This is a genomic window from Shigella sp. FJ200513 (assembly GCF_040495915.1).
Lineage (GTDB): Bacteria > Pseudomonadota > Gammaproteobacteria > Enterobacterales > Enterobacteriaceae > ECMA0423.
Window position 1 is genome coordinate 1 of the sequence record NZ_JBDYCV010000077.1, and the last position, 19,674, is coordinate 19,674.

General features: G+C 49.7%; 20 protein-coding genes and 1 pseudogene. 1 reads left to right on the forward strand and 20 read right to left on the reverse strand.

Annotation, left to right across the window (positions count from 1 at the left end; genetic code table 11):
- Window positions 1-318: 318 nt before the first annotated feature.
- The 17 genes and pseudogenes from ABZJ92_RS15330 to ABZJ92_RS15410 form a co-directional block, all read right to left on the reverse strand.
- Window positions 319-564 (reverse strand): hypothetical protein, encoded by a 246-nt coding sequence (locus tag ABZJ92_RS15330; protein WP_000875412.1) that lies wholly within the window; start codon window positions 562-564, stop codon window positions 319-321.
- 776 nt (window positions 565-1,340) lie between these two features.
- Window positions 1,341-2,183 (reverse strand): DUF4942 domain-containing protein, encoded by an 843-nt coding sequence (locus tag ABZJ92_RS15335; RefSeq protein WP_001290187.1) that lies wholly within the window; start codon window positions 2,181-2,183, stop codon window positions 1,341-1,343.
- A gap of 84 nt (window positions 2,184-2,267) precedes the next feature.
- Window positions 2,268-2,465 carry a DUF957 domain-containing protein gene (locus ABZJ92_RS15340; RefSeq protein WP_000772029.1) on the reverse strand — a complete coding sequence of 66 codons (198 nt, stop codon included), beginning with the start codon at window positions 2,463-2,465 and terminating at the stop codon, window positions 2,268-2,270.
- A gap of 19 nt (window positions 2,466-2,484) precedes the next feature.
- The gene (locus ABZJ92_RS15345) at window positions 2,485-2,973 is read right to left on the reverse strand and encodes a DUF5983 family protein (protein WP_000761715.1); all 489 of its coding nucleotides are present in this window, start codon (window positions 2,971-2,973) and stop codon (window positions 2,485-2,487) included.
- A complete protein-coding gene (locus ABZJ92_RS15350) occupies window positions 2,970-3,347 on the reverse strand; it encodes a TA system toxin CbtA family protein (RefSeq protein ID WP_001094430.1) in 378 nt (125 codons plus the stop codon). Before ABZJ92_RS15350 ends, ABZJ92_RS15345 begins: the two co-directional genes overlap by 4 nt.
- A 46-nt stretch (window positions 3,348-3,393) precedes the next feature.
- On the reverse strand, window positions 3,394-3,771 hold the full coding sequence (gene cbeA, locus ABZJ92_RS15355; RefSeq protein WP_001285620.1) for a type IV toxin-antitoxin system cytoskeleton bundling-enhancing antitoxin CbeA: 378 nt from the start codon (window positions 3,769-3,771) through the stop codon (window positions 3,394-3,396).
- A gap of 79 nt (window positions 3,772-3,850) precedes the next feature.
- Window positions 3,851-4,072, reverse strand: coding sequence for a DUF987 domain-containing protein (locus ABZJ92_RS15360; protein ID WP_000692350.1), 222 nt, complete (start codon window positions 4,070-4,072; stop codon window positions 3,851-3,853).
- An 86-nt stretch (window positions 4,073-4,158) separates the two neighbouring features.
- Window positions 4,159-4,635 carry a RadC family protein gene (gene radC / locus ABZJ92_RS15365; RefSeq protein ID WP_001387238.1) on the reverse strand — a complete coding sequence of 159 codons (477 nt, stop codon included), beginning with the start codon at window positions 4,633-4,635 and terminating at the stop codon, window positions 4,159-4,161.
- Between the two features lie 15 nt (window positions 4,636-4,650).
- The gene (locus tag ABZJ92_RS15370; protein ID WP_000855059.1) at window positions 4,651-5,124 is read right to left on the reverse strand and encodes an antirestriction protein; all 474 of its coding nucleotides are present in this window, start codon (window positions 5,122-5,124) and stop codon (window positions 4,651-4,653) included.
- 341 nt (window positions 5,125-5,465) lie between these two features.
- Window positions 5,466-6,284 carry a DUF932 domain-containing protein gene (locus ABZJ92_RS15375; RefSeq protein WP_001177758.1) on the reverse strand — a complete coding sequence of 273 codons (819 nt, stop codon included), beginning with the start codon at window positions 6,282-6,284 and terminating at the stop codon, window positions 5,466-5,468.
- Between the two features lie 178 nt (window positions 6,285-6,462).
- On the reverse strand, window positions 6,463-6,594 hold the full coding sequence (locus ABZJ92_RS15380; RefSeq protein ID WP_042107502.1) for a DUF905 family protein: 132 nt from the start codon (window positions 6,592-6,594) through the stop codon (window positions 6,463-6,465).
- Window positions 6,595-6,694: 100 nt separating this feature from the next.
- Entirely contained in the window at window positions 6,695-7,150 is a 456-nt protein-coding gene (locus tag ABZJ92_RS15385; protein ID WP_005051844.1) for an IrmA family protein, read from the reverse strand.
- 75 nt (window positions 7,151-7,225) lie between these two features.
- Window positions 7,226-9,742, reverse strand: coding sequence for a hypothetical protein (locus ABZJ92_RS15390; RefSeq protein WP_005093816.1), 2,517 nt, complete (start codon window positions 9,740-9,742; stop codon window positions 7,226-7,228).
- 120 nt (window positions 9,743-9,862) lie between these two features.
- The gene (agn43, locus tag ABZJ92_RS15395; protein ID WP_353765446.1) at window positions 9,863-12,985 is read right to left on the reverse strand and encodes an autotransporter adhesin Ag43; all 3,123 of its coding nucleotides are present in this window, start codon (window positions 12,983-12,985) and stop codon (window positions 9,863-9,865) included.
- Between the two features lie 333 nt (window positions 12,986-13,318).
- Entirely contained in the window at window positions 13,319-14,191 is an 873-nt protein-coding gene (locus ABZJ92_RS15400; RefSeq protein WP_001069724.1) for a GTPase family protein, read from the reverse strand.
- Window positions 14,192-14,300: 109 nt separating this feature from the next.
- Window positions 14,301-15,320: a hypothetical protein gene (locus ABZJ92_RS15405; protein ID WP_005051842.1), complete on the reverse strand. Its 1,020-nt coding sequence runs from the start codon at window positions 15,318-15,320 to the stop codon at window positions 14,301-14,303.
- A 1,168-nt stretch (window positions 15,321-16,488) separates the two neighbouring features.
- A pseudogene (locus tag ABZJ92_RS15410) lies at window positions 16,489-16,632 on the reverse strand (IS1 family transposase); the annotation flags it as partial.
- Here ABZJ92_RS15410 and ABZJ92_RS15415 point away from each other — a divergent pair.
- On the forward strand, window positions 16,603-16,887 hold the full coding sequence (locus ABZJ92_RS15415) for a hypothetical protein (RefSeq protein ID WP_000261147.1): 285 nt from the start codon (window positions 16,603-16,605) through the stop codon (window positions 16,885-16,887). The pseudogene ABZJ92_RS15410 and the gene ABZJ92_RS15415 overlap by 30 nt on opposite strands.
- 1 nt (window position 16,888) lies before the next feature.
- Here the strand turns inward: ABZJ92_RS15415 and ABZJ92_RS15420 are convergent, their stop codons facing one another.
- The 3 genes from ABZJ92_RS15420 to ABZJ92_RS15430 form a co-directional block, all read right to left on the reverse strand.
- The gene (locus tag ABZJ92_RS15420; RefSeq protein WP_005093820.1) at window positions 16,889-17,461 is read right to left on the reverse strand and encodes a hypothetical protein; all 573 of its coding nucleotides are present in this window, start codon (window positions 17,459-17,461) and stop codon (window positions 16,889-16,891) included.
- Between the two features lie 85 nt (window positions 17,462-17,546).
- On the reverse strand, window positions 17,547-17,753 hold the full coding sequence (locus ABZJ92_RS15425) for a helix-turn-helix transcriptional regulator (RefSeq protein ID WP_001095918.1): 207 nt from the start codon (window positions 17,751-17,753) through the stop codon (window positions 17,547-17,549).
- Window positions 17,754-18,138: 385 nt separating this feature from the next.
- Window positions 18,139-18,930: a hypothetical protein gene (locus tag ABZJ92_RS15430; protein WP_011069510.1), complete on the reverse strand. Its 792-nt coding sequence runs from the start codon at window positions 18,928-18,930 to the stop codon at window positions 18,139-18,141.
- Window positions 18,931-19,674: the final 744 nt, after the last annotated feature.

Sequence of the window (19,674 nt, forward strand, 5' to 3'; positions counted from 1 at the left end):
AAGAAGACAGGCATAGAGTTTTGTGATCTACTGATTGCGCTAACAAATTCAATGAGATCACCTCTATGCCTGCCCGTTAAGTATGTCAGGCTTTTTTCCGTAATGCTCTAACTTCCACGCATTGGTTTCTGACATCAAATAAGGCTATGACTTTCTCTCCCTTTTAATCTCATTCTGATCTAAAACCATATCTTAAAAAAATGCATGGGTATTTTAATTATTTTGATGTTGATCTAACGCACTCAAGGACCATTTTATTACCGATTATCCATTCTATTTAACTGTTGCGATATAAATGTTTGTTTTAGGTGCTTTAATTCAGTACAAGTCATCAAACCGTACCAGACCCTGACTGTCAGTGACACCGACAGGTGGGGGCGGCGGTGTGGGGTCAAACTGAGTGTGTCTGCCTCTGGCCCACAGAGCCAGCTCTGCCGCCATTGCCCGTGGATGATACTCCAGCTGCACGTTGAGACCGGAAACTGGGTTGTTGTTCTCATCCACGAACTGCAGCGCCAGCCAGTGCATCCGCTGCTTACCGCAGGCGACTTCTTTGTACTTCATTTTGTGACTCAGGCAGGTGACTGTCGTGTTGCCTGTTGCGTCCATTTTGCGGTTAAACCCTTTTAATTCAATTTGTTAAATTGCTTTCCACCTTTTGCGGGGCGCGACTTAACCAAAATATTCACTGTTATCATAATATGCAATGGGCTGGAGGTTGCAGGTCATTTAGGGATTTTCTGTAAGCCCCGTTTTGCAGAACGTTCTATCTCCGATTGAGATCCTGTCTCTCGGTATTACCGGTAGTCTGGCCATAATCCCCTATGGATCATATTGATATAGTAGGCATAACACCCAAAAGTTGACTAAAGCTAAATCAATCAGAGTGAAAAATGTTCGGTTTGATGTTGGGGGGGACTGAGGAGGGGCCAACGCAGGTGGTATGCGTTTTACTTCAGACCGGACAAAGACCGGATGTATCCGTGCAGTAATGAATCCGTTAGCCAGGTGCTCATGTGGAAATAGTGTCTATTGGGGATTTGAAGTTTGACAGAAAAGGCCACAGTGACCAGAAGGGGGCTACTTAGAAGAAATGTTCAGGCTGGGTGGAAGAGGTAAAGCAGTGACATCAGCATTCAAAGTGACCGGATATCTACCAGAACCCCAGAAAGCAAAAAACCAGCCCGTAGGCTGGTTCTTCTAAATAGTGGTGCCGGACTCGGAATCGAAAATTTCTTTTATCATATTGATATTAATGCAATTTGTTTGGTTTGATTAAAAATGTACCCTCAATTATACCCGCAGTCCCTTTTGATATCGAAAGGGAATCACTCTCGGGATCAGGCTGAGAGCACAGAAGGAAAGTACCTGGCTATTATATCGTTAATTCTGTCAATCAGTTCCAGCCTTTTGAAAGTGATGTGTGCAGATCCCTTCTTAAAGTATTTAATGATGAACATCTCGTCTTCATAGCGCTCTTTACCCTGAACGGACTGGATGTGACCATCCAGACGAATAGTGATGTTTTCCCGGTTGTCGGGGATCGGTTTGCCGCTGAACAGATGTAGCATTCTTTCCAGGTCGACGAGTCGGTCAGTCTGTTGCCCGGTGATAAGATGAAACCCCCACCGGTCCCACCTCACCAGGTTGTTGACGATAATTTTACTGCCAAATTTACAGGGTGAGTTGGTTTTGTAATCCCAGCTCAGCCCTTTGAAGACGTTGATCACTCCCCGTTCAAACACTTCATCTTTGTTCTGGTGCAGTTGTTCAAATGTGCTCAGAATGTTCGCTTCGCTGATTTCCGGAAAATTATCATATTCCAGTGACCTGTACCATGTGTCCCGGGTCTGCGCATCCATCAGACTCAGCATCCCGGAACGTTGCATCAGATCACGCCAGAGTTCGCGATCAAGATTGCGTGTGATGGCTTTCATTGCGGTTTCCGGTTTCTCCATCAGCCAGCAACCGCAGCGAAAATCCTGTTTCATGGCCCAGTCCAGAGCCGTTTTACCTCTAATACTTTCTGTCATTGCTGATACTTCAGCCAGTTGTCGGATAAGTGTGTCGATTTGCAGCAATGTACTCTTTCGTACAGCCAGAATGTGGCGGATACTGGTTGAGCAGATAACGTCCGTATGCCCGTTGACCACTTCCGGACGAGAGGCTGTGATTTCAGACATAATCGATATTCCTTTTTGCAGATAAACGAAAACGCCAGCCGTATTCAGGCTGGCGTCAGTGGAATGAAGTCTGGTGAGTAAGACTCACCGGTTCTGTTGCAGAAACTGCAGCTGACGCAGGGTACGGATATCTTCCCTGGCCTGTTCAATACAGGGCAGCAGTGCTGCCGAATCCGTTTTATCCTCATCGTTGTCGAAGATAATCCCTGATTCGCAGTCAATATTGTCCTGCAGCCACGCAATCAGAATATCCAGCGCCGTTTCTGTGGTTAATAATTTCATCCAGTGTCTTTTGTCCTGATTACCAGTCGAAAGTGGGGAACCCCGGCAGACATTCTGCGCCGGCGTCCAGATGAATGAGACTGACGCCATAACGCCGGGTGAGAGTGACGACCAGACGACGGAACGTTCTGGACAGGCCCAGGCGTTTAAGCCGCAGAACCGGGTACGACCATGCATCGGTACGTAACAGATAGCCGCTGCCTGTAAAATGAATCCATTCTGTTTCGCCGTCGTCATTAGTCTGGTGTGACAGCGAGTACAGCCAGGCGTTGTCCGTTTCCGTGATATGTGCGGTGCTGCAACGTATGCAGGTAAGGGTTGTTAACGGTGGTGGTGTACTGGTTGCGTGTTGGTCGGATTTATCGACCACGCGGAGTGAATAACCGTTTTCAGAGACCTTGTTAATCAGTTCACTGAGATTAACACCATCGACGTCAACGACAATGCGCCCCATGTTCAGTGCCTGCACGTTAACGCTGTCGGCTTCCAGCGTCAGGGCCAGTTTCATTGTTTCGCTTCCGGATGCTTCCCCCGGGTAATGTTATTTACCGTTCTGTAGTTATCGCGGGTCATCAGGCCGGTTGCCCGGCGTGCCCGGAGAATATCAATGCTGTTGATTAACTGCGACGGGGCTCCTGCGCTGAATCCCGGCTGGTCGGTACGTACCAGCGCGTATTTTTCAACGAGAAAGTTCACCGCGTCACACAGTGAAATTCCTGCCTCAATATGCTGCTCAATCACACGTTCATCAGCGAACGGTGTGTCATTCAGCGTGAGGCCATAGTGCTGGTCCAGCAGTCGGGTGAGCAGTGTCTGCCAGATGGTGATGGGAGACGGGCAGCCCGATGCCTCCCGTACGTGAGTGTCGGGTAATGTATTCATCTTAAGTTCTCTGTAACAGGTGGTTATAAAGGGGAGATATCCGGTGTTATACGGTGGTTGCGGGCGCTGCCGGTGTCGGATAAACAGCCAGATAAACGTAACCACAGGAGCCGAGGGTGTCGGCTTCGCAGGTCAGCCCTTTCGCATACAGTGTGACGGTATGCTGATGGCGGGGATTCAGTTCACCGCCAGTGAGCATGAGTTCCAGTTGTTTCATCAGCAGCGGAAAGGCCTGGTCCAGGTGGTACGCATCTACGTCGCTGAACCTGCCTCTGATACCGGCGCGGTCTGCAAGGTAATGCAGGCGGTTACCCTCCTGTACCAGTCGGGCCCCGAAACAGGGCGTCACGGTGCAGGGCAGCCCCCACCAGGGGCGGTCGTGATTGTCGTCGGGAGGCGTTGTCCCGGGGAGTGTGTCTGACACGATAAAGTCCTCACAGAAAATCGGTTAAGAATGGTCCGGTAGTGGCGATAATTCTGCTCATCAGAATTCCCTTCCAGACTCAGTTCAGGGTGACGCTCATCAGCCGGACATACGGACCAAAACTGTCCTTACGGCGTTCTGCAAACACAGCCAGTACACCGGGAATATCCTGCACTTCACGGCCGGTATATGTATCCGTGCTACCGTGCCAGCGGTATTTACCGGTACAGAACGGAAAAAGACGGGATGCAGGATGCTGACGGTGAATACGCATGGCTTCACCACGGGTGATGATTTTCATGAGAATAGTCCTCCTGAATGTGAAAGTAAGAAACAGCTGAGAAAGAGAAACTGAAGTGATATGAAGGTGATTGTGACGGTGACGGGTTAAAGCAGACCGTGTTCCGCAAAGGAGAAAACCTGGCTGCCACCGACTATCAGATGGTCCGGTACCCGGATATCAACCAGGGCCAGTGCCTGTACCAGACGCTCAGTGATAAGGCGGTCTGCCTTGCTGGGGGGGACTTCACCGGACGGGTGATTGTGCGCCAGCACCACGGCAGCGGCATTGTGGTACAGGGCGCGTTTAATCACTTCCCGGGGATGGACTTCCGTACGGTTGATGGTGCCGGTGAAGAGGGTTTCACCGGCAATCAGCTGATTCTGGTTGTTCAGATACAGCACCCGGAACTCTTCACGCTCCAGTCCCGCCATGTTCAGAATCAGCCATTCCCGTGCCGCATGCGTGGAGGTGAAGGCCACGCCGGGTTCATGAAGATGGCGGTCCAGGGTTTTCAGGGCCCGCAGAATGAGGCTGCGCTCTCTGGTTGTCATTTCTCCGGGCAGAAAGGAAAGCTGCTGCATTGTCCCTGCCACCATTCAGTCGATGATGCGCATAATGGCGCTGCATTCCGGATGCTGCAGGGCGTAATCCCGCAGCCGGTAATAATGGACCGTCATGGCATAACACTCCGTACGACAGGCATGATGACTGTACGTCATCAGACAGGCAGCAATGCCGGCAGCTTCCGGACTCATTTCAGCGCGGTTACCGTTCATGGCATTGAACAGTACCCATGTTTCGTCATCATCGTCATCCGGTTCGGGTGCCATAAATGCCCCGCCGTTGTTCAGGGTGTACAGATTCCAGATACCACCGCAGTAGTCTTCGCACAGACGGTCCATCCAGCCGAAGACACGGGGCTCCAGGGTCACCCACTGTGGAATGAGGCCAAAGTGCTGCGGCCAGAAGCTGATGCGCTGTTCATCAGGGACGAGGGTGGCAACCAGTTGTTGCAGGTCAGTCTCCGGTGCACAGGCCGAAGAGGTGGTGTTCTGAGACAATGTTTTCATGTATGAAATCCTTGTAATGTGAATAAATGAGAGGGAGTAAAGGTCGGGAGCTGGCAACATCACGTTCATCACTGACCGTGATGACCCGGTAATATCAGGGATGAATGATATTCGGCTGAAATTCCGGACAGCCGTACGCGTAACCGTTCCGGTCACAGACGGATGGCCAGATGCCATTGCCTGTATACTCAGTCTGCACAGACTGATTTCTCCGGGACGGTAAAGCAGACGGGTACACCAGGCGCACAGGTCATCATCAGAAATGGAACGACACCCCGGCAGCGCCTCCGGGGCGTCGGGTGATTCTGGTGCCTGAATCACGCCTTCAGGGACATGCTGCATCAGCGCAGGCTCTCCAGCAGCGTTTCTGCCATCACCCACAATGCGCGGTTGAGCTTAATATCGGTGTCGATGTTGTGAATGGCACGGGTGTGGATACGTTTTCCTTTTGCACTGCGGCCGGAAATCCCGCCTTTCAGCATATTCTCCTGGATGGTCTGATAAGTACTCCACAGGTCCTTACCGTAATCCTCCCGGCGTCGTGGCGTCAGAATGTCGGCGGTGGTGACGGGCTGATGTTCGTCACCATAACGGTAAGTCAGTGCCGCCTGTGCCAGCGCCTGGCGTGCCGGTGGCGGCAGGACCAGCGACTGCATGGCATCACGTTTCTCCTCAATCCGGTCAAACACGCCCACCACTTCGTAAGCCCCTTCAATAACTTTCTCCACCACGTTTCCCCGGTGCGGAACACGCACTTCCCCCAGAGACTGACCACAGACACACCCGTTCTGGCAGACGAATCTGAAGTAACCCGGCAGCATCTGGTAGCTGGAGGTACCGTCATGGGAGTTGAGCAGAATAATTTCAGGGACATGTTCTCCGTTTATCTCTCCGGCCCGCCGCAGACGCAGCATGTGTTTTGTGTATCCCCGGCGGCCCGGGTCGCGCACACGGGTCTGGCAGGCGAAAAAGGGCTGGAAGCCTTCCCGCTGCAGACTTTCCAGTACGGTGATGGTGGGGATGTACGTATAGTTCTGGCTTCGGGACGTGTGTTTCTCTTCCCCGAAAATCCCCGGCACATGGTGCATCAGCTCTTCATGTGTCAGCGGACGGTCACGGCGTATCTGGTTCGCATAACCAAAACGACTGACTAATTGCATACTTTGCTCCTTATCGGTGGTTAAGATTTACTGGTGCAACAAATGAAAAAAGCCGCGTCTCCCGGAGAAGACGCGGCCTGATGGATGAAATCAATGAAGTTTATTGTCTGAGAAGCCCTCCACTGGCGAGCCACGCATTAAGCTGTTTTCCGGCATCAGCTTCAGAGTTCCGGCTGCGTCAGCGTCGCTGACCTTCCGCGTTGCGGATAACCCGACGGAAATGCATTCCCGGGTCATCCTGGATAAACACATTGCGGTAAGCGGTTATGACAGCAACCGCCTGCCCGTATGAGAAAGATCCTTCAGCCAGGACATACTCTGTGTGTAACCCGGCATATCTGGTTTCTCCTGATAAATAGCCTCTGCCATACGTTGTGGCAGAGGCTGAAGCATGAAACTGACTTCAGGGATCAGTTAACATTTTTTCCGGAAACGGTAATCAGCAGTGGATGGTAGTCCTGGGGATCGAAAACCGATAACGGCAGACTGACACGATGGCCGTTACTTTCTTCAGTTGCTTTAATGATTTCGGTTGTGGCGACATTTTCCACGCACTCCGTTTCCAGAAATGCGTCTGTGGTTCGCGTGGCATTACTGTCACCAAAAGCTTCCGTTTCCATTTTTCTGGTCACCAGCGTCTGACCATATTTGTCTTTGAGTTGCAGAGTGATGGTGAGGGGGCCAAATCCTTCACCGTTTCCGCCATTATCCAGCCGGAACTGGTAAGCACAAATATTTCCCGGGAGCCATATCGTATCTGTATTGCGTATACTGATGTAACGTTGATCCTGTGCCCGGAGTGGGGCAGACCACGTTAACCCCAGAATGAAGGCGGTAATCATGCAGGTTTTGAACAGGTGAATCATGGTATTTACCTCTCTGAGTCATGACGATGACACTGGCAAATCAGGTGATAAAACCTAAAAGGAGCAGAACACACGTTATGCCGGGAGCTCCGGGGGGAATGCTTCTTCCAGCCGGTTAACCATCTTGCCGAGATGGGATGCATCATATTCCATGACGGGGCGTTGCCTGATGATACTGACCACCAGTGGTTTGATTAACATATTGGTCGCGGCCCGTTGTTGTATACCGGCGGCGAAAATGATCTCCAGAGCATTCTGATCGATAACACGGGCCAGATTCGCGTTCAGATTTTCAATCTCATGTCCGGTCAGCAGGAAACTGCCGGCAAGCCATGTCACCTGCTCCTGAATCATTGCCAGAATTTTGACGCGATCTTCTTCAACCAGCGCTCCGGCAATTTTTCCTGATACAGCGGAGGCAATCATTCCCCCCAGAACACCGCCAACCACACGCCCTGTCAGTGCACCAAATGGTCCCAGTGGACTGAACAATATCCCGCCCGCCACTGACCCGACAGCACCACCTGCCACACCGGAAGATGCCACGGCAAGATTCCTGATGAACTGCGCACCGGAGATCCGTCCCCGCAACATTTTGATCATGTCAGGGCTGGTTGTGACAGCTACCAGTGCCAGAGATGTCACCAGCGTACCCTTCATCACTTTGTTCAGGGCACTGATATTTCCTGCACCGGTCCCCTTCTGAAGCGCCTGCCGGACAGTCGGGCTGGCCGTCGAAAAATCAATATGCTTCAGCATACCCTGAACAACAGTGAGCCGGTGAAGTTGCTGGGTTGTGACGTAGACAGCCAGTGTGCGGGTGAAGGTTTTTCCTGCCTGGACAGCAGCTGTCTGCAGGGCAGCATCGCGATCGCCGGTGCTGAGCCAGAAGACCGATGCCGTCAGGGCAAAACTGATCCCTCCGGCCGCCAGACTGACAACCGACCCCTCGGCAATATCATAAGTGACCGATTCGATGGTCCCGAACCGGGTGATATTACGGGCCTGGGTATAAGTCAGATGTCCCCGACGAATCAGCCGGGACGCTTCTGCGGGATCGGTTACACCGGGTACTTTACCTTCGCGGATCTTATTCTTCATGGTTTCCACAGCGCCGGCATACTGATCACGGGGGACTTCCAGTTGCATGGGACCATGATTTCCCATGTAACGATACTGTCCGTTTTGTCCGTCGAATGCCGCACCGACGCTACGGGCTGCAGTTGAACAATATTTCGTCTGGATTTCTGTTCCGCTGACCAGTCTGTCTGCTCCATTTCTGGCATTATTATCACCGAGGATCCGTGCGTTTTTCAGACGGACTCTGTCGACAATATGGTTTCCCCGTTCAGCGGCAAACCCATGTCCCTGCCCTCCGGAAGCAAACATTTTCTCATTTGTACTCCAGGTTTCCGGCAGTTTCATGAGAATCAGACCATTCGCCGTTGCATCGGAAATAAAACCGGTGTAAGAACGTTCATAAATGTCCTGACACAGTGTTTCTGTTTCGTGACAAAGAGAGGAGCAGTACCATTCCGGAGCCGGCTTATGATTTTCCGGGGCATGATGTACTTCTGTCAGCCCGCAGGAGGCACAGATACGAAGCTCATCCACGTGGTGGAATGATACAAAACGGCGGCCTTCTGAAAAGGGGTACCAGTCACCGCCGTCCAGGCAACGATCGAGAAAATCGTCATTCGCTTCCGGTGATAAATTCAGGCGGTTCCGGAAGAGCGTTTTCAGTTCATCAGGTGTGAATGACAGGTTCTCTTTCAACTGTTCGTTAAACCCTGCCATGTTTCTTTCATACCAGGCATTGTTCAGTAACCAGTTTCCGTCTGCCAGTTCAAATTCCCTCAGTTCTCCCCGGGAAATCCGTTGTGAAATGAGTGTCAGCCAGATGCGCTCCGTCAGCGTTTCAGGAAGGCTGTAATCGTTTTGCAAACTGCTCAGCCACGATTTACTGTTGAGCACCGGTTGTTCTTCCAGTGTCTGGCTGATGGCACTGGTCAGTCTTTTCAGCGCCTGGATCTGGCTGGCCGCCCATAGCAGCGTCACTAATGCAGCCAGCCAGTACAACAACCCGCCCCACCACATCAGTGAGGGTGAAATATCGAACTGCAATGCGATCAATGGTGCGTATGCAGAACACGCCATAAGGAAAAAAGCAGTATAAAAACAGCAGTAATACCCGTTAATTTCCTTGCTGATATCTTCAGGTGTGAGCCCGTTCTGCTGAATGGTTCTTATCTGCACGGGAAGAGCCAGCAGACCAGCGGCGAGAGCGGTGGTCAGAATAAATTTTACAGAGTCAAAAGTATGAGCCTCCAGTGCGATATGTTTACCATCAAGTCCCCACATGAAGCTGATGATCATTCCGGCAATCGTCAGAAATACGCCTGCCAGCCAGCGAATATGGAATAACCGGGTTATGCGTTCAGTGATATAGCCAGCCAGTAAAGCCGGACCGAACAGACACAGCAATATGAACCCTGCCAGCGCAGACGCTGTGCTGGTTAATGCTCTGAACAAAAGGCGAAGAATGGCAAATCCTGCGATCAGCAGAATCAGCGCGCCGACTATCTGTAACATAGTCACTCCGTGATGAATATCATGTTATTGTGAATGCCAGTGAATGTGGCACTGAAACGTTTTCCCCCGTCCGGGTCCCGGTCATCATGACCGGGACCACAGAGAGGCAATGCAGAATTATCAGAAGGTTACATTCAGTGTGGCCTGACTGTTATAACCTTCAGCGCTGCTGCCGTTGATGCTGTGGGCATAACTGGCCTGAACGCCCAGGGTGATATTTTCCCGGACACGGGCTTCCAGTCCGGCCTGCAGGTCCAGTGACGTACCATTCTGTGACGGTGAGAACGTCATGTTACTGCCGGCTGCGGCTGTACCCATGCTCATGTCCCCCCGGGAGCTGAAGGTGCGGATAACAGAAGGCTGTACCCACCAGTTCACCGGCAGTTCACGCACACTGTGTTTGGCACTGCCGCGCAGGGTGTCACGGGATGAGGTGCCTTTACCAAAGTTCATATCGTGGTGGCTGCCCAGACGGAAGCCGGCACGCACATGTTGTGCACTGCCATGCCCGAACTTCACATAACTGGCGTTATCCTGGCCGTCATCCAGGGAGAGTCCCTGCCAGGTGTACTGCAGTTGCGGCTCCAGCATCAGATTGTCAGTGATACTGAAGGGCAGACCGGTTTCCAGCGAACCCAGCCAGCCCCAGCTCCGGACGCGGAAGTCGTTATTGTCCGATGAGGCTTTCATGCTGTGGCGGGTTCCCTGGGCCACAATGTCAGCCCACAGGCCGGAGGCGTTGTGTATCAGATTCAGGTATCCGCCCAGGCTGCCGGCATCATCCCGGACCGTGCCGGCACGGGAGCCGTCATCATCCTTAACATCAACGGAAGAATGGCCAGCAGCACCATATACCCCCGCGGTCACAGACATACCGGCAACCTCTGTTCTGAGCAGGTCACCCTCCAGACGGACGAAGCCATAGCTGCCGCTGCTTTCCGGCGTGGCTCCACGGGCAATACCGCCGTTGTTATCGTGACCGAGATGACCGCCCTGAATGCTGAGACGGACGCTGTTATTTTCACCGCTTACACCGGTCTGATGGCTGCGGGAGCCTGCCAGAATCCGGTCATAGTCCATTGCCTGTGTCAGCATGGAGGCATACAGGGGGACTTCTGCACGATAAGCATTTTCACTGCGCAGATACCAGCTCTCATCACTGTCCCGGTTGAGGGAGTAGTTAAAGGCACCGGCCTGCAGCTTATTCCCCTGGATAAAGGCCCCTTCCTCCGTGGTGGCACCGTTAATGGCTTCCACCACCTGAATACCCTTACCGCTGGTCGCCAGCCCCGACGCACTGTTGCCGGCGTTCACCAGGTTCAGGATGGTTTTTCCGGTTGCCCTGCCACCGTCAATGACCAGTCTGTCAGCATTGTTCTGTGCCATATCCGGGCGTACACGCAGGCTGATGGTGCCATTCTGTCCGTTCAGGTTTTTCACTTTCAGGGTTGCCGGTACGAACTTCCCTGTGCGGGTGGAGGTGAAATGAATCTGTCCGGCATGGCTGAGGTCATCCACCACCGACTGCACCGTGGCGTTATCGGGAATATTCCAGGTGGCACCAGAGGCGAGAGTGACATTCGTGGGGTCAATGGCACCGTTCAGCACAGTGCTGCCGGTCAGCTTCAGGGCTGTACCGCGCTGAGCAATGACATCCGTGGTGACGGTACTGTCGTTCAGCGTCAGCGTGCCTTCATTCAGGTTGACGGCTTTCTGGGTGAGTGTGGTGTTGCTGACAGTGAGTGTGCCACTTCCTGATTTTTCCACGCTGCCGTTACCGGTGAGAGCGCCTCCCTGCAGGAGTGCATCGCCTTCACGGATGGTCAGGGTATCGTTGTTCACCGTCTTCCCGGAAAGGGTAAGTATGGCGCCGTTATTCAGCGTGGTGGTGCCCGCCAGTGTGCCGCCCCTGGCGGTGAACAGTCCGCCATTTACCGTGGTATCCGTGGCCGTATCACCGGCGTTCAGCGTGAATGAACTGCCTTTTTCCAGCATCAGGGCATCCGCCTGACCGCCTCCGATACTGAATGCCTTTCCGTCGCTCCGGGTACCACTGACAGCGGCACCGGAATCGGCCAGCAGTACACCGCCATTTCCCATGGATACGGTGGTGGCGGTGCCACCGTTGCGGACATCCAGCGTTCCGCCATCATCCACGCGGGTATTAGTGGCTGTGTGTCCGGTCAGCACATCCAGGCGTCCGCCATTTTCCAGTACGACATTATCAGCTTTACCCTCCACAACAGAGAATGCTCCCAGGCGGTTTGTGCCGGTGACGGTTGCAGCTGTACTGGTAACCAGTGCACCGCCCGTGTTCTGGGTGACATCAGACGCTTTACCGCCGGCATTCACCTGCAGCTTTCCTTTCTGGTTGATGGTGGTATGCGCGGCAGTTCCTCCTTCCTTAATCACCTGCCAGCCATCACGGTTTATCAGCGTCTCTGTTGCCGTGCCACCGTTGTGTACATACTGGTTACCCCCCTCCAGTCGGGTGTTATGTGCCTCTCCGTGTACCGTCTGGTCACCACCGGCGTAAATGAGGGTGTCCCGTGCCATCCCCGAAGACCAGATAACCTGCCGGCCATTTTTATTGATGGTGGTGGATTCAGCCGTCCCTCCGACCATCTGACCGCTGGACACATTTTCAGACTCCGGACCACCTTCTGCACCGGTGTTGACGATGGTTCCGGTTGCCAGTCCGCCATGTTTTATGGTCTGGTAACCATCCTGGTTAATAATTGTACCGGCAGCTTTCCCTCCCCCGTGTACCCACTGCTCACCTCTGTTATCCAGCGTGGTGTTCACCGCCAGTCCGTTAAGGCTCTGCCCTCCGCCATCACGAATAACCGTATCACTGGCAGTTCCTCCTGCCTGCACAATCTGACGACCATTTGCGGTGACAGTGGTGTTTCTGCCTGTGCCACCCGCTTTTATCCATTGCCCGCCGGTGTTTTCGTCACTGTCCGGCCCCAGCTCAAGCCCGGTACTGACAGTCACGCCATCAGCTGTTCCGGATACAAACTGGTTGTCATGGTTTACCAGTGTTCCGCCATTCACTGTTTCACCCGGGTGCACAACGATGTCAGCAGCCAGCACCGGGAGTGACGTGACCGCGGCAAGAGACAGTGCAACCGCCACACCGCCACGTTTACCCTGTGCGCGGGCCAGTTCGGAGGCAACCACGAAAGCGCCCGTAATGTGATTCCATACCAGCCTGTAGCAGGTATTCAGATGTCGTTTCATCAGCATTTCCTTAATCAGAGTGAGGGTGAATAAAAAAGCCGGTATCCACAGATGTGGATACCGGCAGGTAAAGGGTTACAGTGCCGGAGGTCCAGCTGACGGAAGTTTCTGACGTGTGGCTCTGTTGTTCCCTGAATCTCATGTCTGTGTGTATCTGCGCACGTTGCTAACAGGAGTTATTATTAGCATAACGATCGATATTAACGATCGGTAAAATAGGTATCGATCGTTTTATTCTATTATCAGTCTATTGCACGGACAAGAGAGACAGTAACGAAAACAGCGCTTTTGTGAGCAGACTCAGAGGCAGGGAGGACATCATCCACAACAGGTTCAGAAGAAGATCCAGTTCCATACCGCGCGGGCAACAGAGACCACGGTGTCACGAACAGCGCGCAGGGCCGTACGGACAACAGAGGCAACACAGACGCTCTCCGCTGTGTCAAATATCCGGTCCACCGCACCGGTAAACTGTTCACGGGCCTGAGAGCGGACAGACTCCGTGCGCAGCTCGTCCTGCAGTCGGGTCATCAGGGGGCTGGCGGCATGGTCGGGAAGCGCTGTCATGAGCGCACTGACCAGCGTATCCAGTTCCCAGCCGGTGCGGGCCGATACGGCAACAACCGGATGTACGGGCCGGAACAGACGGAATACCGCCTCCGTTTTCTCACGAATGTTCTGTTCCTGTGCGGGAGAAGGCTGAATACCTGCCATATCCCATTCATGGCAGGGTTCCGTTTTGTCAGCCTGCGTCACCACAAACAGCACCTGCTGATGTCCGCACTGCAGGATGTGTCGCCAGAAATACTCATCCACAGACAGGGCCCGGTCATCGGCTTTAATCAGCCACAGCACCAGGTCCAGTTCAGGCAGAATGTCACGGTACAGGGCTTCATACTCTGCATCCCTGTCCCGGCTCTCGCCCACCCCGGGCAGGTCAGTGATAACCATGCTGTGACCGTGACCACTCAGACGGAAGCGCTGCACTTCCCGGGTGCCGGCGTGAACATCACTGACCGGTGTGACCTCCCCCTGAAACAGTGCATTACAGAGTGAAGATTTACCGGCCCCGCTTTTACCCATAATGCCAATCACGGGTTCGTGACTGGTGAGTTTGCGCAGATGTTCCAGGATGTGACGGGAAAGTGAGTAAGGCAGGGAGGAGAGCGGTTTTTCAATTGCCTCAATGGCATCAGACGGATTCATACATGTATTCCCGGTGAAAAAAGACAAAACCCCGCGCACCGGAAAGGTGGCGGGGGATTCACGGAGATAATATCTGTCTGAGATTATTTAGAATGTAACAGGTAATGAATTACTTCCTTCGCTTGTGTTCAAGATATTTCTCTGTAATCAGCATTTCAAAAAACTCTCCTGTTCTCAGACCGTAAACAGTTCTGAGCTCATCAAGCATTTCTTTCACATTGCTTCTTATATGTATATTAATGGCCTTTTTACCATCACTCCGATATTTGTCCTTTTGTTTTTTCTGATGCCAGGCATGATTTATTCGTGTTCTGAACAGTTCAATGGTATCAGGCGCTTCTTTCCATAAAGCAAAGGCGACAAGAGAGGCAAGATAATATTCTTTCGTTGAAGATGGTATGAACCACCGGGTCACTGGGTTATGTACTGGATGTTTTTCATCCTGTTTTTGTTTCAGTCTTGTCCAGAACCACTGACACATTTCATCATCGTCAGGAAGGAGCCACTTAAACTTTTGACAAGCGCTTTTCTTTTTAAGCCACGCCTGCCTGAGTTCCTCGAGGTATATGCTTTTTGCATTTTTATTAATTAAAGAATGGCAGGAGTCAAAATATGAAATGATTACTTTTATTCGTTCGTTATGGGATGATGGATTATCCGGAAGGTTACTTTTTTTGTAAGTGTTTAACGTTTCATCGGTAACTGTTCGTATTTTCCTGACTTCAATTCCGTTTTTTATTCCTGATGAATTATGGTTTATTTTCGGGAATTTTGTATGGTCTTCCTTCGACAGATAAATAGTAGTCCAGGTAAAGAAAGTCGCAAGTTCGTCAGTTTTCAACCAGAGAAAACTCTCTTCAGGCAGTATTGCCTGCCCGGCAATAATTTCAAGCTCATTAATTTCGTTATTGAGTGCTTCTTCTTCAGTAGTACCAAAAGTACCAAAGGGGGGAGGTGAAACATTACAATACTTTTCCTTTAAAAATAAATTAACATTCCTGATACAATTTTGTGGGTTGTCAGGCGCAAAGTGAGGGAATTCATTAGGGTATTTGTGATTCAGATATTCGGCATAAAACCGACATTTACGGGGATCTCTGCATTTGATAAGCATCTGTTCGTTATTCATTATCTCACTCCATGGTGCCTCTCTTATAACAAAATCGTCTTAATTGTATTTAATCACTAAGTGATTATCAAATGTTTTTGTTGCTGTTTATTTATGTTTTTAAATGTTTATGTCATGTTATCATTATTTTTATACAGAGATACATTGATGTTTTTTTCATGGTGAAAAATCATATTTTCTTTTATATTCATAATGTTATGATTGTTTGTTCTGCATTTTGGGGATGCCAGCGAAGAACGGGATGTGCTGATCACATGCGTCGTATGCGCTGTCCTGGTGACAGTCCACCTCAATATTCTGTGTTTTCCTTTTGACTGTTATTGTTAATTTTATGTTTTGATTCTGTTTTGTGGTGTGGGTGTGAGTGTTGTGTTTGTCTGAGTGGTGGCGAAAGAAAAAAGAAGGCTGTGATGCACTATTTTCGCTGCCGTTGGCGTTAAAAGAACAGATAGTGTGGACAGATGTTGTTTTAATAATTTACTGCTGACAGTATTCTTATTTTAACAACAGGTGTTTTTATTGATGAGTTTATACTGGTGGTATTCCAGATAAGTAGTCGGGTGATGATGAACATTGAGTGGCTTTATAAGCTACGTATAGCTCTGTAAGACTTGTTAATTCAACGCTGACTACCGTTTGTGGATATGTCTGTCTTCAGGAAATGTGATGAAGATTGTTAAGTTGTCTGCAGAATTTTTTCTTTTTTAGTTTCTGATACGCAATGATTAAGCAGGAGGACTAACTTTGTTTGTGTGCTGACCGTGCTCGCCAGTGGAGATGAATAATTGACTGTTACATTGAGAAATATACCCTTTTGTATTTTATCGTTTATCTGTATGAAATAAATAATATTCAGCAATGGCGTTTATATGAATTTTATCATCTTACTCTGAATGTTCATTTCATCAGTGTGACATTCCATTGTTTACTGATAAAGTTAGCCGATAAATAATATTGTTGAGATTATTGAAACGGCAGTTTTCGCCGATTCAGTGCAATGGAAGAGATGTTATATCATCTATTTAAGCAATAAGTTTAATACAAGTTTCAGAAGAGGTGTTGGTGAGCTGATGACTGATTTTCAGAGGGATATGGAAAAGTGTATAGAATCCCATAAAAAATCGATATTGTTCAGTTGACGTATATTTCTGGAGGATGACTCCAGTCATCAGAACATATGTTTTTCGATGAATGACCCAATAATTTTTTCGTGAATTTCCACAGCACGTGAAAAGTAAATCGTTTTTCGGTCCAGTCGTTTGATGCGGGAACGGAGTGTCAGATGGTGGTGCTCAATACGCCGGGTAAATATCAATACGATTTGAGGAACCATTTGCTGGTTAATCTCTTTCCGATAGCATTGGATGCAGAAATAACTACATCCAATGTAAATAAGCATCAATTGCACAGAAGCAATATACCTGCGGCCCTCTCCGGAAATTCCGGTATCACTGACTACGTACCGTTTTCAGCGGAACGAAATGCGGCGATGGTCATTTGGCGGACAGCCATAGATAGCCGTCCGGCTGTGTGTAACGATGAGGAAGGAACCCCGGGAACGTTATGAATCAGCAGGCGTATAACAGGTACTCGTCAATCATCAGTTCCAGCTCGCGCTTTTCCCGTTTGCGCGCCACAGCCCAGTTTTCAAGCTCTGCATGTGATTTATGCTTTAACTCTTCAGTCCAGGGCTGCATGGAGTGGGCACACATCAGATCATACCAGCACAGCCATATCAGCGTGTGGTAGAGATCACGATCGTCGAAACGCCGGAGCAGGCTGTTCAGCCTGTTTGCCAGCCGGTTTTCACCCAGACGATGTAGCTCACTGAGTAAAACGCCGCCCAGATTAAAATGTGTAAGCAGCATGATTTCATGGGTCTGAATGCTGGTCATTAACCCTTCCTGAATGGCAGGAATGAACGGTGGTGTTCCCGGGTTGACGACCTGATAGAGTCCCTGGGGGGCCACCGAAATGACGGAGCCTTTTTCCGGCAGAAAAAAGTGTGCCAGGGTCAGACGGTGATAACCATGAAGATGCGGAGACCCCATTCCATGAGCGACGATAAGCCTCGTCACGCTTGTCATCCATTTCTGATGCTGGATGAGCAGCAGGTCACACCTGTTTTCAAGTTGTTGCATAATATTCTCTCCTTTAGCGCGCAGCAAAATGCCTCCGGGGGCCGGATCATGCCTTTGCTGCGGTGGAACGGATAACGGTCAGGAATTACGGACGGGACTGTGCAATACGCGCCTGCAGCCAGGCTTCCACTTCGCTTTTCAGCCAGCGGGAGCTACGGCCCAGTTTGATGGGGGGCGGAAAGGCTCCATGCTTGATGAGTTTATAAAACCACTTATCGGTCAGGCCGGTCAGCTGAGTGATAAACGACATGTCGACCATCTGGTCATCCATCAGTGAAACTGGGGTATTCATGAGAATGTTCCTCCGGATGTTGTTAATCTCAACCGGCGTTGGTGATGAAAACGACGCACCACCTTCACCGGCATAACAACCGGGGAGAAACGTAAAAAATGAGTAGGGGAATATTCCTGCCAGGAGAGAAACTGTTGTGTACAGGCAATACAGGTTGTCTGTTTTGTCAGTGAATCCGGTATAAACGGAAGATGATTTTGTGTTGCCGGAATATGGGATGGCGTTTTGCCGTGACGGGATCAGTATTTTCAGTGATGATTATTACTGCACAGGGGAGTATCGGAGATAAACCACGCCCTGTACCTGCCAGAGCGGTGGTTTGTATTTACTGAACGGAAGATAAAGCAGAGGTAAACACTGTCGCGGTGAAGGTAGAAGGCTGAAATTATTCTCTGTAATTACAAACAACAGTGATCTTATCCGGTTTTTTTACCGTTACGGGTTTCAGAGGGTCAATTTTATATACAGGGGTAATGAGCACGCCGGAATTTATGGAAAAAAGAGGGATCCAGCAATAAACGTCCGGATATGTCTGTGTCTCCGGAATACCTTTTGCGCCAGAGACCATCAGATCTGTAACGCTCACAAAAAATGACTGCCGCAAATCAAAAAAGTACTCGTTATATATCACATCCTTTGCCAGCAGGATGACTGCATTACCAACAGCCGCTTTTACAGGTATTTTATCAGATGGATTATCGTGATTGTATATTGTTCTTTCGATATAAATAAAACAGGCATATTTCGTCTTCTCCCCGGATAGCTGCATCTGGTATTCGCAAATGTCTTTGATACACCGACTTTCAACCCTTCCAATCATCTTATCCCGGCGATAGTGTCTTTTATGTTTCAGCGCGTACAGAACACCATTTGAACTGTCAAACTCCAGGATTCTTCTGGTGAAAAGTTTGTTTTCCCAGATTTCCAGACAATACTTCTCTGCACTGACGACATTGCGTTTGCGAGGAAGATCCCGTTGATACACTCCATTTAATAAGCGTGACTGCAGTTCGCCTGCAAGTTGATAATAACAGTTAATATCATTAAGGACAGGTGCTGTGGCGCTGAGTAATGCGTTGATTACCTTAGAGCGCGAAAGTTTGTGGGTATGACAGTACTCATCCACAATTCGCAGCGTCTCATCACTGGTCATACTGAACGTTATACGTGTTGTCATGATGAAGTTTTCTGTTAATCATATTGGTTGAGATGCATAACATTTCATAAAAAAACCTGTTAATTCATGCAATTAATTTTTTAATGAATTTTATCCTCAAGTGATGGAAAGCAGTGTTACTGCCACTGTACTCAGTATAACTCTATCACACAGAATCACAGAAAATGAAGCATTGCTCAGGGGGACACTCATACGAGTTCTCTGAACTGTGATAACCAGTATTTTTCATTTTGGGTGATTTGTTTATCGTTACAGCTACAGGTAGTTCATGTACCATAAAAAAATAATTAAGGTTAATTAGTATTATTTACAGAAGTATGGTCATGTAAATGATCCTGTGATTATACCTTGTAAATACACCTTATAACCCAATCCTGTAGACGGATCTCTCATAAAGATATACTCATAGAAGTATCTGTGCAGTGATATTCTCTCTAGTAGTACTTGTAACTCTGTCCTTACCCCTCTCTGCTGTAATGTAGTCCCGCAACACCTGAATATAAATCTGTAATGTACACACTGACTGTAATGTTCTTTGTTAAGTAATGTCTGTTATTTTTTTTTTTTTTTTTTTTTTTTTTTTTTTTTTTCTGTTGTTTTCTGTATTTTGTTGTATGGATTAATAACTGTTCTGATCCCGTCATCATCTTTATAGTCAAGAGTATGGTGGATTTGCCCCTATATTTCCAGACATCTGTTATCACTTAACCCATTACAAGCCCGCTGCCGCAGATATTCCCGTGG

What these genes read in the sequence shown, in the direction of transcription:
- ABZJ92_RS15330 (WP_000875412.1), bottom strand. Translation starts at nt 564, where the DNA reads ATGAAGTACAAAGAAGTCGCCTGCGGTAAGCAGCGGATGCACTGGCTG.
- ABZJ92_RS15335 (WP_001290187.1), bottom strand. Translation starts at nt 2,183, where the DNA reads ATGTCTGAAATCACAGCCTCTCGTCCGGAAGTGGTCAACGGGCATACG.
- ABZJ92_RS15340 (WP_000772029.1), bottom strand. Translation starts at nt 2,465, where the DNA reads ATGAAATTATTAACCACAGAAACGGCGCTGGATATTCTGATTGCGTGG.
- ABZJ92_RS15345 (WP_000761715.1), bottom strand. Translation starts at nt 2,973, where the DNA reads ATGAAACTGGCCCTGACGCTGGAAGCCGACAGCGTTAACGTGCAGGCA.
- ABZJ92_RS15350 (WP_001094430.1), bottom strand. Translation starts at nt 3,347, where the DNA reads ATGAATACATTACCCGACACTCACGTACGGGAGGCATCGGGCTGCCCG.
- ABZJ92_RS15360 (WP_000692350.1), bottom strand. Translation starts at nt 4,072, where the DNA reads ATGAAAATCATCACCCGTGGTGAAGCCATGCGTATTCACCGTCAGCAT.
- radC (WP_001387238.1), bottom strand. Translation starts at nt 4,635, where the DNA reads ATGCAGCAGCTTTCCTTTCTGCCCGGAGAAATGACAACCAGAGAGCGC.
- ABZJ92_RS15370 (WP_000855059.1), bottom strand. Translation starts at nt 5,124, where the DNA reads ATGAAAACATTGTCTCAGAACACCACCTCTTCGGCCTGTGCACCGGAG.
- ABZJ92_RS15375 (WP_001177758.1), bottom strand. Translation starts at nt 6,284, where the DNA reads ATGCAATTAGTCAGTCGTTTTGGTTATGCGAACCAGATACGCCGTGAC.
- ABZJ92_RS15385 (WP_005051844.1), bottom strand. Translation starts at nt 7,150, where the DNA reads ATGATTCACCTGTTCAAAACCTGCATGATTACCGCCTTCATTCTGGGG.
- ABZJ92_RS15390 (WP_005093816.1), bottom strand. Translation starts at nt 9,742, where the DNA reads ATGTTACAGATAGTCGGCGCGCTGATTCTGCTGATCGCAGGATTTGCC.
- agn43 (WP_353765446.1), bottom strand. Translation starts at nt 12,985, where the DNA reads ATGAAACGACATCTGAATACCTGCTACAGGCTGGTATGGAATCACATT.
- ABZJ92_RS15400 (WP_001069724.1), bottom strand. Translation starts at nt 14,191, where the DNA reads ATGAATCCGTCTGATGCCATTGAGGCAATTGAAAAACCGCTCTCCTCC.
- ABZJ92_RS15405 (WP_005051842.1), bottom strand. Translation starts at nt 15,320, where the DNA reads ATGAATAACGAACAGATGCTTATCAAATGCAGAGATCCCCGTAAATGT.
- ABZJ92_RS15415 (WP_000261147.1), top strand. Translation starts at nt 16,603, where the DNA reads ATGGTGGTGCTCAATACGCCGGGTAAATATCAATACGATTTGAGGAAC.
- ABZJ92_RS15420 (WP_005093820.1), bottom strand. Translation starts at nt 17,461, where the DNA reads ATGCAACAACTTGAAAACAGGTGTGACCTGCTGCTCATCCAGCATCAG.
- ABZJ92_RS15425 (WP_001095918.1), bottom strand. Translation starts at nt 17,753, where the DNA reads ATGAATACCCCAGTTTCACTGATGGATGACCAGATGGTCGACATGTCG.
- ABZJ92_RS15430 (WP_011069510.1), bottom strand. Translation starts at nt 18,930, where the DNA reads ATGACAACACGTATAACGTTCAGTATGACCAGTGATGAGACGCTGCGA.